The following is a 13,497-nucleotide window of genomic DNA, read 5'->3' on the forward strand; positions in this document are numbered from 1 at the left end:
TAGATGGCCGATCTGTTACCCGCCGTTCCGCAGCCCCATGGCACGCACGCCGGATTGGGTTCGCGCGCGGTCAGCCTGACCGCTCCGCTGTTCGACCGTTCGGGCGGACCCGTTCTTACGCGCCTTCGCAGCTTTGCCGCGCAGGAGCCGGTGCAGCGCATGATGCCCGCCTTCATCGCGGTCAGCGCGGTGGGGCTGGCGGCGCTGGCCTGGGCGCAATTGTCGCCCGCGCCGCAGCGCATGCTCTATTCCGGGCTGGACGATGCGGGCCGGGCCGAGGTGACGCAATTGCTCGACGCGCAGGGCATCGGCTGGCGCATCGACAACGCGACCGGCGTGCTGACCGTGGACGAGGAGGATTTCTACCGCGCCCGCATGCTGGCCGCGTCGAACACGTCGCTGGGCACGCCCGACAGCAGTATCGAGATGCTGGACAGCCTGCCCTTGGGCGCGAGCAAGACGATGGAAGGCGAACGGCTGCGCGTAGCGCGCGAGCGCGAGCTGCAGATGACCATCGCCGAGATCGAGGGCGTGGAAAGCGTGCGCGTGCATCTGGCCGAGGCCGAGAGGTCTGCCTTCGTGCGCGAGAATACGCCGCCTTCCGCGTCGGTCATGGTGCGCCTGGCGCGCGGGCGGCAGCTGGCGGATTCGCAGGTGCGCGCCATCGTCAACCTGGTCGCGGCTTCGGTGCCGGGCATGTCGGTCGATGCGGTGCGGGTGGCGGACCAGCAGGGGCGGCTGCTGTCCGACCCGGTGCTGAAAACCGACGACCGGCTCGACCTGCAGGCGCGGATCGAGGACAAGCTGCGCACGCAGGTCGCGCATCTCCTCACCCCGATGTTCGGCGAAGGCAATTTCACCAGCGAGATCCAGGCCGAGATCGACATGGACGAGGTAACGCGGGCGAGCGAAAGCTATGACCGCAACGGCGCGCTGCGCAGCGAGAACGTGGTCAACAGCCAGTCCTCTGCCGCGGGCAATGCGGCGGGCATACCGGGCGCGCTGTCCAACACCCCTCCCCCCGCGGCCGAGGCGCAGGACCGTGCCCCCGAAGGCGGCGAGGTGACGCAGGGCGGCACCGGCGCGCCGGAAAGCAGCGCGAGCCGAACCTGGGAGCTGGGACGCGAGGTTTCGGTCGCGAACAGCGCGCCGGGCGGGATCAAGCGCCTGTCGGTGGCGGTCGCGCTCAGCAAGGAAGCTTTGGGCGAGGCGAGCCCGCAGGAGATCGAGAACATCAAGACGCTGATCGGCTCTGCCGTCGGCGCCAATGCCGAGCGCGGCGACCAGGTCACCGTGATCGCCCGCAATTTCGAACCTGTCGAAGGCGCCGATGCCGCGTTCTACGAGACTGGGTGGTTCGCGCGGCTGCTCCGCATCGGCGGAGCGATCCTGATCGCGCTTCTGGTCGTCCTGCTGGGTCTGCGCCCGTTCCTCAAGAGTTTGCGCGAGAGGAAGGAAGCGCAAGTGCCCGCGTTGCAGATCCAGCAGGACACGGGCGGCCCCGCCCCCGAAGCTGACGGCAAGCTGCTGGCCATCATGGATGCCGCCGCGCGCCGCGACGATCTGAACCGCAAGGTCGGCCTGGCGCGCGAGCTGATCGAGGAGAAGCCCGACGACGCGCTGGCCGCCCTGCGCGACATGCTGAAGGGCAAGCCGCTGACCCGCGGCGGCGATCCCGTGCCGGAGCCGAGCTGATGAACGATCTTGTGACCGCGCCCGCGGCCGATGCGGCCACGCGCGCCGCGCTGATGGTGATGATCCTTGAGGAAGAGCAGGCCGCGAAGCTGCTGGCCCGGCTGGAGCCCGAGGAACTGCAGGTGCTGGGCAACCGCATGTGCGCGCTGGAACAGGTGGAAGGCGGCGATCTGGACGAGGCGCTGGCCCATTTCATCGACCGCATCGGCAGCAGCCAGCTGTCGACCCACGACCAGATCGGCAAGGTGCGCGGCCTGATGACCCGCGCGGTCGGATCGGTGAAGGCCGACAATCTGATGCAGCGCATCCGGCCCGAACAGGCGCGCCCTTCCCCGCTGCAGCTGATCCGCTGGCTGATGCCGGAATCGCTGGTGCCGCTGGTGCGCGACGAGCATCCGCAGGCGATCGCCGTGCTGCTGGTGCAGCTGGAAGCGCAGATCGCGGCCAAGGTGCTGCACCAGTTGCCCGGCGATGTGCAGGGCGAGGTCGTGCGCCGCGTGGCGACATTGGGCCCCGTGCGCAGCGATGCGCTGGCGATTCTGGAAGAAGTGCTGGAACGCCGCATCGCCGAACATCATGGACAGGCGGTGCTGAAGATTGGAGGACCGCGCGAGGCGGCCGAGATCATCAACAATTCCGACAAGGCGGCAGAGCGCCGCATCATGCCGGTGATCCAGGAATTCGATGCCGAACTTGCCCGCAAGGTCGAGGACGAGATGTTCACCTTCGACGACCTGCTCAAGCTGGACCGCCAGAACATGGGCACGCTGCTGCGCGAGATCGAAAGCGAGGTGCTGGTGATCGCTCTGAAGGCGCTGCAGGACGACGATCTGAAAGTGTTCTTCGCCGCCATGTCCGAACGCGCCGCCGAGGGGCTGCGCGACGAGATGGAGGAGCGCGGACGCGTGCGGCTTGCCGATGTCGATACCGCGCGGCGCGAGATGATCGCGATCGCGCGCCGCCTTTCGGAAGCGGGCACGATCAGCTTCGGATCGGGCGACGATGATTTCGTCTGAGGGGTCGCTTTCGCAGGGGCCGCGACTGGCGCGGCTAGATACGCTGGCGGGCAGCGGCGGTTTTCGCGCCGATCCCCGCTATGGCGGCCCGCCGCCCCGCCCCGACCCGCGCGACGAGGAGCTGGCCCAGCGCCAGCGGATCGAAAGCGAGGCCTTTGCCCGCGGGTTCGAGGAAGGGCGCGCCGCGGCCATGGCGGAAGCCGGGGAACGCGGTGCCCGCGAGGATGCGGCGCGCGAGCGGTTGGGCAATGCGCTGGCCCGCATCGGTAGCGAGGATATTGAGCGTCTGTCAGAACGCTTGCGCGACATCGCGCTGGCGGTGTGCAGCGACATGCTGGCTCCGCTGGCACTGGATGCGAAGGCGCTGAACCGCCGGATCGCCGCATGCCTGGCTCTGTTGGGCCATGCGGAGAAGCGCGTGCTGCATCTGCATCCGGACGACATCGGGTTTCTGGACAATGATCTGCGCGGCGGCCTGGACATCGCCCCGGATCCGGCGCTGGAACGCGGTGCAATCCGCGTCGAGACTGCCGAGGGCGGGATCGAGGATGGCCCCGCCAGCTGGCGCATGGCCATCGCGGAAGCATTGCGGTCATGCTGAACCTTGCCGCGCTTGCACCCGATGTGCCGTTCCTGACGCCGGGCCCCGTTTCGTTCGGTTTCGTGGCGGCCTGCGACAACGGGCTGCTGGAAGTCACCGGCCTGTCGCTTCCGATCGGCAGCCTGTGCCGCATCGAACAGGACCACGGACAGGACATGGCCGCCGAGGTCATCGGTTTTCGCAATGGCCGCACGCTGATGATGATGCTGGGCGACAGCGCGCTGCTGTGCCCCGGGTCGCGCGTCTATCCCGAGGGGCGGCCCGGCATGGTGCCGGTGGGCGAGGCCTTTCTGGGCCGCGCGGTCGATGGCGAGGGACTGCCCATCGATGGCGGGCCGCTAATAAGGACGCGCGAATACTGGCCATCGGGCGGCAGGCGCAGCGGGGCACTGGAACGCAGCCCGGTCATGCAGCCGTTCGATTGCGGGGTGCGCGCCATCAATGCGCTGGCCACCATGGGACAGGGCCAGCGGATCGGCATCATGGCCGGATCGGGCGTGGGCAAGTCGGTGCTGATCGACATGATCGCCCATGGGGCGGACGCCGATATCGTGATCTTCGCCCTGATCGGCGAGCGTGCGCGCGAGGTTTCGGGCTTTGTCCAGCGGCACATGGACGGCGAAAGGCGCCAGCGTTCGATCACCGTCGCCGTGCCCGCCGACCATGCGCCGAACCTGCGGCTGCGCGCGGCGCAGCTGGCGGTGTGCCAGGCCGAATATTTCCGCGCGCAGGGCAAAAGCGTGCTGCTGATCATGGACAGCCTGACCCGCGTCGCCCACGCCGCTCGCGAGATCGGCCTGCTGCTGGGCGAGCCGGGATCGGCGCGCGGCTATCCGCCGTCGGCGCTGGCGACCATCAACCGGCTGGTCGAACGCGCGGGCAATAGCGCGGCGAGCGGCGGATCCGTCACCGGCATCTATACCGTGCTGGCCGACGGCGACGACGAGAATGATCCGGTGGTCGATACCGCCCGCGCGATCCTGGACGGGCATATCGTGCTGTCGCGCGCCATCGCGCAGCGCGGGCAATATCCCGCCATCGACGTAGGCGCTTCGCTGAGCCGGGTGATGAGCGATGTGGCAAGCCGCGACCACCGCGCCGATGCGACGGTCTTGCGGGCGCTGTGCGCCAGTTACGAGGCGAACCGAGACCTGGTGCTGATGGGCGCCTATCGCGCCGGGGCCGATGCGCAGATCGACCGCGCGATGGCAATGCAAAGCGCGATCCGGGACTTTCTGGCGCAGGCGGTGGACGATCGCTGCACGCTGGGGGACAGCGTGGCCGGGCTGCATGCGCTGTTGGCCGCGCCTTCCGCGCCGTGAAACCCGACAAGGTGGCCCTGCAGCGCCTGCGCCGACTGGAACGCGTGCGCGAGGTTGCGAAGCAGACCGCCGCGATGCAGGCGGCGCAGGCGGAGGGGACGCTGGGCCAGTTGACCCGGCTGCGCGACCGCACCCGCGCAATGGCCGCATCCTATAGCCCCGCCCCGCAGATGGAGGGCGGCGATCTGCGGCGCATGCAGGCATTCGTCGAGGGGATCGGCAGGCTGACCGGCCAGACCGAGCAGGACATCGGCGTCGCAAGGTCGCGCGCCGACGCGCTGCGCGGCGATCTGGCGGTGGCGGAAAGGCGGCTGACCATGGCGAGCGAGCGTGCCGCCGCCTGCCGCAAGGCGCTGCTCCAGGAAAAACCGGCGGACGCGCCCGCCCGCCGGAGAAATTGGCACGATACTTGAAAGGTATCGGGGGAACTGAAGCCTTAGCGGATCCCGTGCCATGAATGCCCTGCCCCTGTTTACGCTTGTTTCGCCGAAGCTCGCCGGTCCGGCTGGCGATGGCACTGTGCCGGCCGCAGCCATCATGGCCGGGGAAGCACAGGCGGAAGGCAGCGAAACCGCCGAGTTCTCCGCGCTTTTGGGCATTCCGGTCGTGCCGCCGATGATTGCGCTGCCCGCGGCGGATGGTGGGGCGCCGAAAGCGACAGAGCAGGTTGCCGGGACCGGCAAGAATTTGCCGGCCGTCTTGCCGGTGCTGCCGGAAGCCGCGGCGAAGGGCGATGCAGCCCTTGCTGGCGCCGCGAAGGCGGTTCGGGCGGTGATGGCCCTAAATATCGATGTGATGCCCGAAAAGCTGACCGCCATCGTTACCCCGTCAAAGCCTGCGGCGGAAACTGCGGACAGGATGCTGCCGCTCGATCCTGCTGCGCCGCCGCCTGCCGCGCTTTTGCCGGTGCTGCGGATGGCCGCCTTGAAGCAGGGTGCAATCGAACCCGCGGCGCTGCAGGCCATGCCGATTACCGTCGCCGTCGAGGCTGAACCCGAAGCCAGGCCCGAAGCGAACCCTGCCGCCCCTGTCGATGCACATCGGGCCGAGGCGGCACCGGCCGCGCGGATCATGCTGGCGCAGAACGGGGCGGAGATGCAGGTGCAATTCCTCGCGCCGCCCAGCCTTGACGCAAGGGTGTCCGCCGCCCCCGCCCCCGCCGCTGCGCCTGCCGACAGGATCGACGCGTTCCAGGGTTCGCAGCGGCTGGAGGAGCTGGTCCAGGCCATCGCCCATGCGCGCGAAAGCGGCACCGCGCAGCCTGTGCGCGCCACGCTCTCGCACGCAGAGTTCGGCATGCTGGCGCTGAAGCTGACGCGCGAGGATGGCGGCGTTACCGCCCAGATCGCCAGCGGCGATGCGTCATTCGCGCCTGCCGCCCATGCCGCCATCCGGGCCGCGGCGGAAGCGGGGCTGGGACAGCGCGGCGACGAACAGGCCCGGCACCACGGCGCCCAGCCCGAACAGGCGCAGGCGCAGCCCGGCAATTCGCCCCACGCACAGTCCGGCAGCCAGCAGGGCTTTGCCGCGAACCGGCAGCAGTCCCGCGCCGACGCGCAATCCGATCCGGGCCCGCAGGCCGAAGATTACAGCGATCAGGATCGTCCCCAAGGCCATTCCGCCGGCCTCTACGCCTGATCGAAAACCCATTTTCCACCTTTCCAGAGAGTCGAACCGACATGAGCAAGCCTGAAAAATCCGAAAAGAAATCGAAGGGCGGAAGCCGCCTGTTCATCGTCATGGGCGCGGTCGCGCTGCTGTCGGCGGGCGGCGGCGGGGCCTATGCAATGATGGCGGGCGGCATGATCCCCGCGCATGCAGAGGACAACACGCCGCGCCTGATCCGCAAGGGCGACAGCGATCCCTTCGCTGCAGCCGATGCGGAAGCGGCCGAGGTGCACGGCGATGGCGGCAGCGAATATCGCACCGCCTATTACAGCTTTGAAGACAGCTTCACCTCGAACCTCAAGGGGTCGGACGGGCTGGTGCAGATCAGCCTGGCCGCCTCGACCCGGCGCGACGGGCGCGTGCTGATGTGGATGCAGCAGCACGAACTGGCGATCCGCTCGTCGATCCTGACCGTGCTGGCCGACACGCCCGAAGCACAGCTGGAAACCGTGAAGGGCAAGCAGGCGCTGAGGCAGCGGCTGACAGGTGCGATCAATGACGAGCTGGTCGCGCTGGAAGGCTTTGGCGGCATCGACCAGGTCTATTTCCGCAGCTTCATCGTGCAGTGAGCGTCATGGACCAGGGCTTTGTCATTGCCGCAGAACGGATTGCCGCGCAGCATTGCGCCGAGCTTATCATGCCGCGCCGCAGCGAGCCGGACTTCGGCGCCGGGCTGACCCGGCTGGCGCGGCGCATGGCGCTGGTGCTGCCCGACCTGCTTTCGGGCTTCGTCGACGATGTGCGGATCACTGCCAAGGCAGGCGAACCGCGCTGCGGCGATGTCGCGGCGCTGCTTCAGGGCGATGACGCGGACGTCAGCCATGTCGCGCTGTCGGTGGGCGGCGGCGACGACGATTTCGTGCTGTCCATCGACCGCCGCGCGGTGTTTGAACTGCTGGACCGCGCGTTCGGCGGCGACGGGCGGATCGCGGGCGATCTGCCGGCTGCGATCCCGCTGTCGGGCCAGTCGATCCTGACCCGGCTGGAACGCGGTATCGCCGATCTGCTGGCGGCGCTGGCGCCGGTCGGCGCGCTGCCTGCCCTGCGGATCGGTCGCCGCGAAGGCGATGCCGCGATGCTGCGCGCCTTTCCGGGCGAAGAGCGCGTGCACCAGTTTACAATGTCCGTGCAGGGCGGCGATGCCGATCCGTGGCGGCTGGCGGTCACCATGCGCCCCGCCATGGCCGAGCTGCTGGCTGAAGCCGGTGCCGACAAGGCGAAGCGCAGTGCCATCGGGCCGCATGACGAACCCTTTGCCGATATTCCGCTGCGGCTGCAGGCAACGCTGATCGACATGCGCCTGCCGCTGTCGCGCCTGAGCGGGCTGAAGCCGGGCGACATGATCCCCGTTTCGGTCGCGCGCAGCGTGCCGCTGGCGCTGGGCGGCAAGATCATCGCGCATGGCACCGTCGGCGAGATCGACGACCGCGTCGCGCTGCAGATCACCAGCGCCTTTTCCCATTCCGTTTCCTGAAGGACCGAACCCGATGCATTCCGATCCGCTGAATTTCCTGAAAGATGTCGACGTCCGCCTCTCGGTCGAACTGGGCGGCGCATTGATGCCGCTGCGCGACGTGATGGCGCTGCGCGAGGATAGCGTGGTGCCGCTGGACCGGCTGACCGACGAGCTTGTCGACATCGCCGTCAACGGCCGCCGCATCGCGCGAGGCGAAGTGGTGGTGCAGGGCAACCGCTTTGCGCTGCGCATCGTCGAGATGGAAGGCCACGAACCCGCCGCCAGCGCGGCCGAACCGGCAAAGGCCTGAACGCGATGTTCGAATATATACTGAAGCTGGCGATCATGCTGCCCGCCATCGGCCTGCTGGCATGGGGCTGCCTGAAGCTGGCCAGGAAGATGCAGGACCGCGTCGGCGGGACCGTGCAGGGCAAGTCGGCGCGGATCATCGAGACGACGATGCTCTCGCCCTCGCTGAAGCTGGCGGTGATCGAGTTCCATGGGCGCGAGATCCTCGTCTCCGCATCGCGCACGGGCCTCACCCGCCTGGCCGAAGCGCCCGCGCGCAGCATTTCCGAGGACGAAGCACGATGAAACGCGCCGCGATCTGGCTGGCCGTCACCGCGGCCACCCTGCCCCTGCCCGCCGCCGCGCAAGAGGCGATCCCCGGCGCGCTGGACCGTGCGTTCGGGTCGCTGGAGGCAAGCAATGGCGGTTCGCTGAGCCTGTCGCTGCAGCTGCTGCTGGTGATGGGGCTGCTTACGATCCTGCCCAGCCTGATCCTGATGATGACCAGCTTCACGCGCATATTGATCGTGCTGGCGATCCTGCGGCAAGCCCTCGGCCTGCAGCAATCGCCGCCCAACCAGGTGCTGATCGGCCTGTCGCTGTTCCTGTCGCTGTTCGTGATGGCGCCGACCATCGAGCAGGTGAACACCCGCGCCATCGCGCCCTATGCCGCGGACCGGATCCCGGCCGAGACCGCCATCGCCAATGCGGGCGAGGAGTTCCACGCCTTCATGCTGCGCCAGACGCGCGAGCGCGACCTTATGATGTTCGCCGATATCGCCAATGCGCCCAAGTTCGAAAGCCCCGAAGCGGTGCCTTTTTCGATCCTGCTGCCGGCCTTTGTCACCAGCGAGCTTAAGACCGCGTTCCAGATCGGCTTCATGCTGTTCCTGCCGTTCCTGGTCATCGACCTTGTCGTGTCGTCGGTGCTGATGAGCCTGGGCATGATGATGATGAGCCCGATGATCGTGTCGCTGCCGTTCAAGCTGCTGCTGTTCGTGCTGGTCGACGGCTGGGCGATGCTGATGGGCTCGCTCGCGCAGAGCTTTGCGTAAGGAGGGGATGATGGAAAGCGAAGCCCTGCCCCTGCTGGCGCTGGCCGACCGGATGCTGTGGATCACCGCGCTGGTGGCCGCCCCCGTGCTGATCGCATCGATCGTGGTTGGCCTCCTGATCGGGCTGATCCAGGCGGCGACATCGGTGAACGAGCAGACGCTGACCTTCGTCCCCAAGCTGGCGGTGACCGCGCTGGTGCTGGTGCTGCTGGGCGGCGCGATGATGGGTCTGGTCGCCGAATTCGCGCAGGACATCTTTACCGAGATTGCCCGGATCTCCTCATGATCCAGATGGATTTCGGCCTTGGGTCCATAGAGGGCGAGTTCTGGCGCTGGGTCTTCGTCATGACGCGCATCGGTGCCGCCATGCTGGCCGCGCCGCTGTTCGGCGCCAGCAGCGTGCCCGCGCAGGTGCGGGTGATCGCGGCGGGCGCGGTGGCGGTGTTCCTGTGCGCCTGGTTTCCCGCGATCCGCGCGCCGGCCGACATGCTGTCGGCAGGCGGGCTGGTGATCGTCGCGGGCGAGGTGCTGATCGGGCTGGCCATGGGCTTCATGCTGCAGATCGCCTTTGCCGCGCCCGTGATGGCGGCCGAGATGATTTCGGGCACCATGGGCATGTCGATGGCGGTCGCGGTCGATCCCGGCAGCGGTGCGCAATCGCCCGCGCTGGGGCAGTATTTCACCGTGGTGATGACGCTGATCTTCCTGGCGCTGGGCGCGCATCTGCACTGGATCCGCCTGTTGGTCGAAAGCTATGGCGCGTTTCCGCCTGGCTCGCCGTGGTTCGGCCCTGAACGGTCGGGCATGGTGCTGGACTTCGGTTCGACCATGTTCGTCAGCGCGGTGGTGATCGCGCTGCCGGTGACCTTCGTGCTTCTGATGGCGCAAGTGGTGACCGGCGTGCTCAGCCGGTCCGCGCCGTCGCTGAACCTGTTCGCGCTGGGCCTGCCGCTGGGCGTGCTGGCGGGGCTGGTGGCGCTGATCGCCAGCCTGCCGGTGCTGCATGAACAGCTGGCCGATCTGTCGACCACCGCCGTGCTGGCGGCTGGCGAACTGGTCACGCCATGAGCGGCGAGCAGACCGCGGGCGAGAAGACTTTCGCGCCCACCGACAAGCGCAAGCGCGAGGCGGCGCAGAACGGCGACGTGCTGCGATCGAAGGAGCTGGCGACGGCGGCGGCAATGCTGGTGGCGGGCGCGTGGCTGATGTGGGCGGGCGGCTGGATGCTGGACAGCCTGTCGACCGCACTGCGCAAGGGGCTGTCGTGGAACCGCGCCGAATTGCAGCAGTTCGATCCGGGCGGTGCGATGATGGCGCTGCTGATCGCCTTGCTGCCGCCAGTCTGCGTGCTGGGGCTGGTGGTAATGGCGTCCTCCATCGTGTCGCAGCTGGGGTTCGGGACCGGGGTCTGGGTCGGCAAGAACCTGTCGTTCAAGGGATCGCGGCTTAACCCGATATCGGGGCTGAAGCGCATGTTCGGCCCCAACGGGCTGATCGAGATGGCGAAGGGCCTGGCCAAGGTCGCCCTGCTGATGGCGATCGCCTGGGCCTGGGGGCAGAGCCATTATCGCGGCTTTGCCTCGCTTGGCCGGGGCGAACTGATGCAGCAGCTGGGCTTTGCGTGGGACGCGCTGATCGCGCTGGTGTTCTCGCTGGGCGCGGGGCTGCTGGTGATCGCGCTGGTCGACGTGCCGGTGCAGATGTTCCGCCGCAACAAGCGACTGATGATGAGCCTTCAGGAAATCCGCGACGAGAGCAAGGAGTCGGACGGCTCGCCCGAACAGAAGGCCGCGATGCGCGACCGGCAGCGTAAACTGGCGGCGGGCGCGCTGGCCCCCGCCATGCGCGAGGCGCAGTTCGTGATCGCCAATCCGACGCATTTCTCAGTCGCGCTGTGCTATGATCCGGCGAAGGCCCATGCCCCGTTGCTGCTGGCCAAGGGGCGCGACGAAAAGGCGCTGGCGATGCGCGACCTGGCGGCGGAACACGGCATTCCGGTGCTGGAATATCCGCTGCTGGCACGCGCGGTCTATTTCACCACGCAGGAACGGCAGGTGATCCGGCACGAGCTTTACGCCGCCGTCGCGTCGCTGCTGGCCTTCGTGTTCTCGCTGAAACGAGGGGAGACGCCGCGAGCGCCGCAGATCGAACTGCCGGTATCGCTGCATTTCGATGCCGAGGGGCGTCCTTCGGCAAGGCACCCTTAATCGGCGCGGACATTGACCGTTCAAGCAGTATGACCAGCACCAGCGCAACATCCGCCACCGGCAGCATCATCACCGCGCTTGGCGCGGGCAGCGGGATCGACATGGCAAAGCTCGCCAGCGATCTGGCGGCGGCGCAATATGCGACCCGCATCGACCGGCTGACGGCGAAATCGGAAAAGCTGGAAGCGCAAATCTCCGCCGCGTCCGAAATCAGGAGCATGATGCTGAGCCTGGCGACATCGCTGGGCGACCGGGTGCGCGTAGGCGACCTGTCGGCGCAGCCCAGCCTGGACAACGCAGCCGTCGCCAGCGCCGCGCTTTCGGGCTCGAGCCGCCCCAGCGGCACATTTTCGCTTGAGGTCGAGCAGCTTGCCCGCGGGCAAATGCTGGCAAGCGGGTCCTTCGCCTCTCGCGATGCGGCCGTCGGGGCCGGGACGATCACCGTGCGTTTCGGGACCTTGGCGGCAGGCAGCTTTGCCGAGGATATGTCGAAGCCCAGCGTCGATATCGCCATCGCGCCCGGCGCGACACTTGCCGAGACCGCACAGGCAATCACCGCATCGGGCGCGGGGCTGACGGCCTATGTCTCCGACACGGTCGATGGCGCGCGGCTGGTAATCAAGGGGGCCGACGGCGCAGCCGGCGGCTTTGTGCTGGACGTGGCGGAGGATCCGGCCGATCCGGGCCTGTCGGCACTGGCCTGGCAGCCGGGATCGGGGTCTGGCACGCTGCTTCAGGAAGCGCAGGATGCGCGGGTGAAGATCGACGGCCTGTCGCGGACGTCGCCCTCCAATACGCTGACCGATGCGATTCCGGGCGTGGTGCTGAAGCTGTCGGGCACCAATGCGGGCGCGCCGACCACCGTACGCTTTGCCGATGCGGGGGGCGCGATCACCGGCGCGATGCAGGACCTGACCGCCGCGCTGAACGAGATTGCGGGCGTGCTGAACGAGGCGACCAATCCGCTGGGCGGCGACCTGTCGCGCGACAGCGGTGCACGGGCCTTGCGGCAGGCGTTCTCAGCACTGGCCGGCAGGGTCGTGATGCCCGGCGCGGCAGATGGCGAGCCGCGCACCCTGTCGGACCTTGGCCTCAAGATCACGCGCTTCGGCACGTTCGAGCTCGATCCCGAGCGGCTCGCCGAAACGCTGAAGCGCGATCCCGATGGCGTGGCCGCGATGTTCACCAATGGTGTCACCGGCGTGTATGCCACCTTCGATTCGCTGTCGCGCAGCGTCAGCGCGGTGGGACGGCCGGGCAGCTTGGCCGGCTCGCTGTCGCGCTATAACGCCGAGCTGGCGCGACTGGGCGAGGACCAGGCCGAACTGGCCGAGGACCAGGAAGAGACCCGCGCCCGGCTCGCGTCGCGCTTCGCCGTGTCGGACAGCCGGATCGTGGGCTATCAGTCGACGCTCAGCTTCCTGGAAAACCAGATCGCCGCCTGGAACGCGGACAAGGGCTGATGCTTTCGGGCAGGGTTCATCCGGCGGAAGCCTATCGGCAGGTCGAATTCGACGCGCGCGTGCACGGCGCCAGCCAGCAGGAGCTGGTCTGGATCTGTTTCGAGCAGTTGATCGGTGCGCTTGGCACCGCGATCCACGCCGATACGATAGAGGACCGCGCCCTGCGCAGCCGGTCGCTGTCGCGCGCGGTGTCCAGCCTGCTGGCGCTGGAGATGGGGCTGTCGGGCGACGATCCCGTCGTGCTGGCCATGCGCGATCTGTATGGCCGTGCGCGTACTTCGATCCTGTCCTGCGCGGTGCAGTTCGATGCCGAAAGGCTAGAACAGATCCGCGGCGACTTCGCCGAAATCCACGCAGCGCTGAGCGCGGGCTGAGTCGCCGCAAGGCCTGTTGCGGCTGGTGACTGCACGCCCTTCTTCAGACGATCGGTTGCGCTGCAAAGTGTGACAATCGTTGATTTAAGCATCAGGCGCGGCAGCACCGATCAGAGGTCACTATTCGAAAGGGGTAGCGGCCTTATCGCCGCCGTGTTCCGAAACGGGACATGACGGACGAACGGCATTCGCAGGCGCGGAGCGAACAAATATGCTGGCAGGGCCGATATTTGCGTTAACTTTTTTAGGCCGATCCGGCCTCGTTTTCCGCATCTGCACATCGTCGTAACCCAAAAAAAAACACTGTGTTTTTCAAGTGCGGGTCAAGTCGAGCCGTTTGGAGTTACCTTCG

16 protein-coding genes are annotated in these 13,497 nt (G+C 67.8%); all 16 read left to right on the top strand.

What is annotated here, in order from left to right; translation table 11 throughout:
- Positions 1-3 precede the first annotated feature (3 nt).
- The gene (fliF, locus tag A9D14_RS06845) at positions 4-1,695 is read left to right on the top strand and encodes a flagellar basal-body MS-ring/collar protein FliF (RefSeq protein WP_066844417.1); all 1,692 of its coding nucleotides are present in this window, start codon (positions 4-6) and stop codon (positions 1,693-1,695) included.
- Positions 1,695-2,711, top strand: a complete 1,017-nt coding sequence (gene fliG, locus A9D14_RS06850) for a flagellar motor switch protein FliG (RefSeq protein WP_066844420.1) — start codon at positions 1,695-1,697, stop codon at positions 2,709-2,711. The genes fliF and fliG overlap by 1 nt, the downstream gene beginning before the upstream one ends.
- The gene (locus A9D14_RS06855; protein ID WP_066844423.1) at positions 2,698-3,312 is read left to right on the top strand and encodes a FliH/SctL family protein; all 615 of its coding nucleotides are present in this window, start codon (positions 2,698-2,700) and stop codon (positions 3,310-3,312) included. The genes fliG and A9D14_RS06855 overlap by 14 nt, the downstream gene beginning before the upstream one ends.
- Complete coding sequence (locus tag A9D14_RS06860) at positions 3,306-4,634, top strand: FliI/YscN family ATPase (protein WP_066844426.1); 1,329 nt, start codon at positions 3,306-3,308, stop codon at positions 4,632-4,634. Before A9D14_RS06855 ends, A9D14_RS06860 begins: the two co-directional genes overlap by 7 nt.
- Positions 4,635-4,645: 11 nt before the next feature.
- Positions 4,646-5,047, top strand: a complete 402-nt coding sequence (locus A9D14_RS06865; RefSeq protein WP_157668166.1) for a hypothetical protein — start codon at positions 4,646-4,648, stop codon at positions 5,045-5,047.
- Positions 5,048-5,171: 124 nt separating this feature from the next.
- Positions 5,172-6,272: a hypothetical protein gene (locus tag A9D14_RS06870; RefSeq protein WP_198302064.1), complete on the top strand. Its 1,101-nt coding sequence runs from the start codon at positions 5,172-5,174 to the stop codon at positions 6,270-6,272.
- A 41-nt stretch (positions 6,273-6,313) separates the two neighbouring features.
- Positions 6,314-6,871 (top strand): flagellar basal body-associated FliL family protein, encoded by a 558-nt coding sequence (locus A9D14_RS06875; RefSeq protein ID WP_066844434.1) that lies wholly within the window; start codon positions 6,314-6,316, stop codon positions 6,869-6,871.
- Positions 6,872-6,876: 5 nt separating this feature from the next.
- Positions 6,877-7,776: a FliM/FliN family flagellar motor switch protein gene (locus tag A9D14_RS06880; RefSeq protein ID WP_066844436.1), complete on the top strand. Its 900-nt coding sequence runs from the start codon at positions 6,877-6,879 to the stop codon at positions 7,774-7,776.
- A 13-nt stretch (positions 7,777-7,789) separates the two neighbouring features.
- Entirely contained in the window at positions 7,790-8,068 is a 279-nt protein-coding gene (fliN, locus tag A9D14_RS06885) for a flagellar motor switch protein FliN (RefSeq protein ID WP_066844439.1), read from the top strand.
- A 5-nt stretch (positions 8,069-8,073) separates the two neighbouring features.
- Positions 8,074-8,352 carry a flagellar biosynthetic protein FliO gene (locus A9D14_RS06890; RefSeq protein ID WP_066844442.1) on the top strand — a complete coding sequence of 93 codons (279 nt, stop codon included), beginning with the start codon at positions 8,074-8,076 and terminating at the stop codon, positions 8,350-8,352.
- Complete coding sequence (fliP, locus tag A9D14_RS06895) at positions 8,349-9,101, top strand: flagellar type III secretion system pore protein FliP (RefSeq protein WP_066844445.1); 753 nt, start codon at positions 8,349-8,351, stop codon at positions 9,099-9,101. Before A9D14_RS06890 ends, fliP begins: the two co-directional genes overlap by 4 nt.
- 10 nt (positions 9,102-9,111) lie before the next feature.
- Positions 9,112-9,387, top strand: a complete 276-nt coding sequence (locus A9D14_RS06900; RefSeq protein WP_066848501.1) for a flagellar biosynthetic protein FliQ — start codon at positions 9,112-9,114, stop codon at positions 9,385-9,387.
- On the top strand, positions 9,384-10,169 hold the full coding sequence (fliR, locus tag A9D14_RS06905) for a flagellar biosynthetic protein FliR (protein WP_066844448.1): 786 nt from the start codon (positions 9,384-9,386) through the stop codon (positions 10,167-10,169). The genes A9D14_RS06900 and fliR overlap by 4 nt, the downstream gene beginning before the upstream one ends.
- A complete protein-coding gene (locus A9D14_RS06910; protein WP_066844451.1) occupies positions 10,166-11,308 on the top strand; it encodes an EscU/YscU/HrcU family type III secretion system export apparatus switch protein in 1,143 nt (380 codons plus the stop codon). The genes fliR and A9D14_RS06910 overlap by 4 nt, the downstream gene beginning before the upstream one ends.
- A 29-nt stretch (positions 11,309-11,337) precedes the next feature.
- Positions 11,338-12,771, top strand: coding sequence for a flagellar filament capping protein FliD (gene fliD, locus A9D14_RS06915; RefSeq protein WP_066844454.1), 1,434 nt, complete (start codon positions 11,338-11,340; stop codon positions 12,769-12,771).
- Positions 12,771-13,145: a flagellar export chaperone FliS gene (locus A9D14_RS06920; protein WP_066844457.1), complete on the top strand. Its 375-nt coding sequence runs from the start codon at positions 12,771-12,773 to the stop codon at positions 13,143-13,145. The genes fliD and A9D14_RS06920 overlap by 1 nt, the downstream gene beginning before the upstream one ends.
- The last annotated feature ends 352 nt before the right edge of the window (positions 13,146-13,497 follow it).

The organism is Croceicoccus marinus (genome assembly GCF_001661675.2).
In the GTDB taxonomy this organism is placed as follows: domain Bacteria; phylum Pseudomonadota; class Alphaproteobacteria; order Sphingomonadales; family Sphingomonadaceae; genus Croceicoccus; species Croceicoccus marinus.

Bases quoted from the DNA above. Each gene is read 5' to 3' on its own strand.
- fliF (WP_066844417.1), top strand. From the start codon at position 4: ATGGCCGATCTGTTACCCGCCGTTCCGCAGCCCCATGGCACGCACGCC.
- fliG (WP_066844420.1), top strand. From the start codon at position 1,695: ATGAACGATCTTGTGACCGCGCCCGCGGCCGATGCGGCCACGCGCGCC.
- A9D14_RS06855 (WP_066844423.1), top strand. From the start codon at position 2,698: ATGATTTCGTCTGAGGGGTCGCTTTCGCAGGGGCCGCGACTGGCGCGG.
- A9D14_RS06860 (WP_066844426.1), top strand. From the start codon at position 3,306: ATGCTGAACCTTGCCGCGCTTGCACCCGATGTGCCGTTCCTGACGCCG.
- A9D14_RS06870 (WP_198302064.1), top strand. From the start codon at position 5,172: ATGGCCGGGGAAGCACAGGCGGAAGGCAGCGAAACCGCCGAGTTCTCC.
- A9D14_RS06875 (WP_066844434.1), top strand. From the start codon at position 6,314: ATGAGCAAGCCTGAAAAATCCGAAAAGAAATCGAAGGGCGGAAGCCGC.
- A9D14_RS06880 (WP_066844436.1), top strand. From the start codon at position 6,877: ATGGACCAGGGCTTTGTCATTGCCGCAGAACGGATTGCCGCGCAGCAT.
- fliN (WP_066844439.1), top strand. From the start codon at position 7,790: ATGCATTCCGATCCGCTGAATTTCCTGAAAGATGTCGACGTCCGCCTC.
- A9D14_RS06890 (WP_066844442.1), top strand. From the start codon at position 8,074: ATGTTCGAATATATACTGAAGCTGGCGATCATGCTGCCCGCCATCGGC.
- fliP (WP_066844445.1), top strand. From the start codon at position 8,349: ATGAAACGCGCCGCGATCTGGCTGGCCGTCACCGCGGCCACCCTGCCC.
- A9D14_RS06900 (WP_066848501.1), top strand. From the start codon at position 9,112: ATGGAAAGCGAAGCCCTGCCCCTGCTGGCGCTGGCCGACCGGATGCTG.
- fliR (WP_066844448.1), top strand. From the start codon at position 9,384: ATGATCCAGATGGATTTCGGCCTTGGGTCCATAGAGGGCGAGTTCTGG.
- A9D14_RS06910 (WP_066844451.1), top strand. From the start codon at position 10,166: ATGAGCGGCGAGCAGACCGCGGGCGAGAAGACTTTCGCGCCCACCGAC.
- fliD (WP_066844454.1), top strand. From the start codon at position 11,338: ATGACCAGCACCAGCGCAACATCCGCCACCGGCAGCATCATCACCGCG.
- A9D14_RS06920 (WP_066844457.1), top strand. From the start codon at position 12,771: ATGCTTTCGGGCAGGGTTCATCCGGCGGAAGCCTATCGGCAGGTCGAA.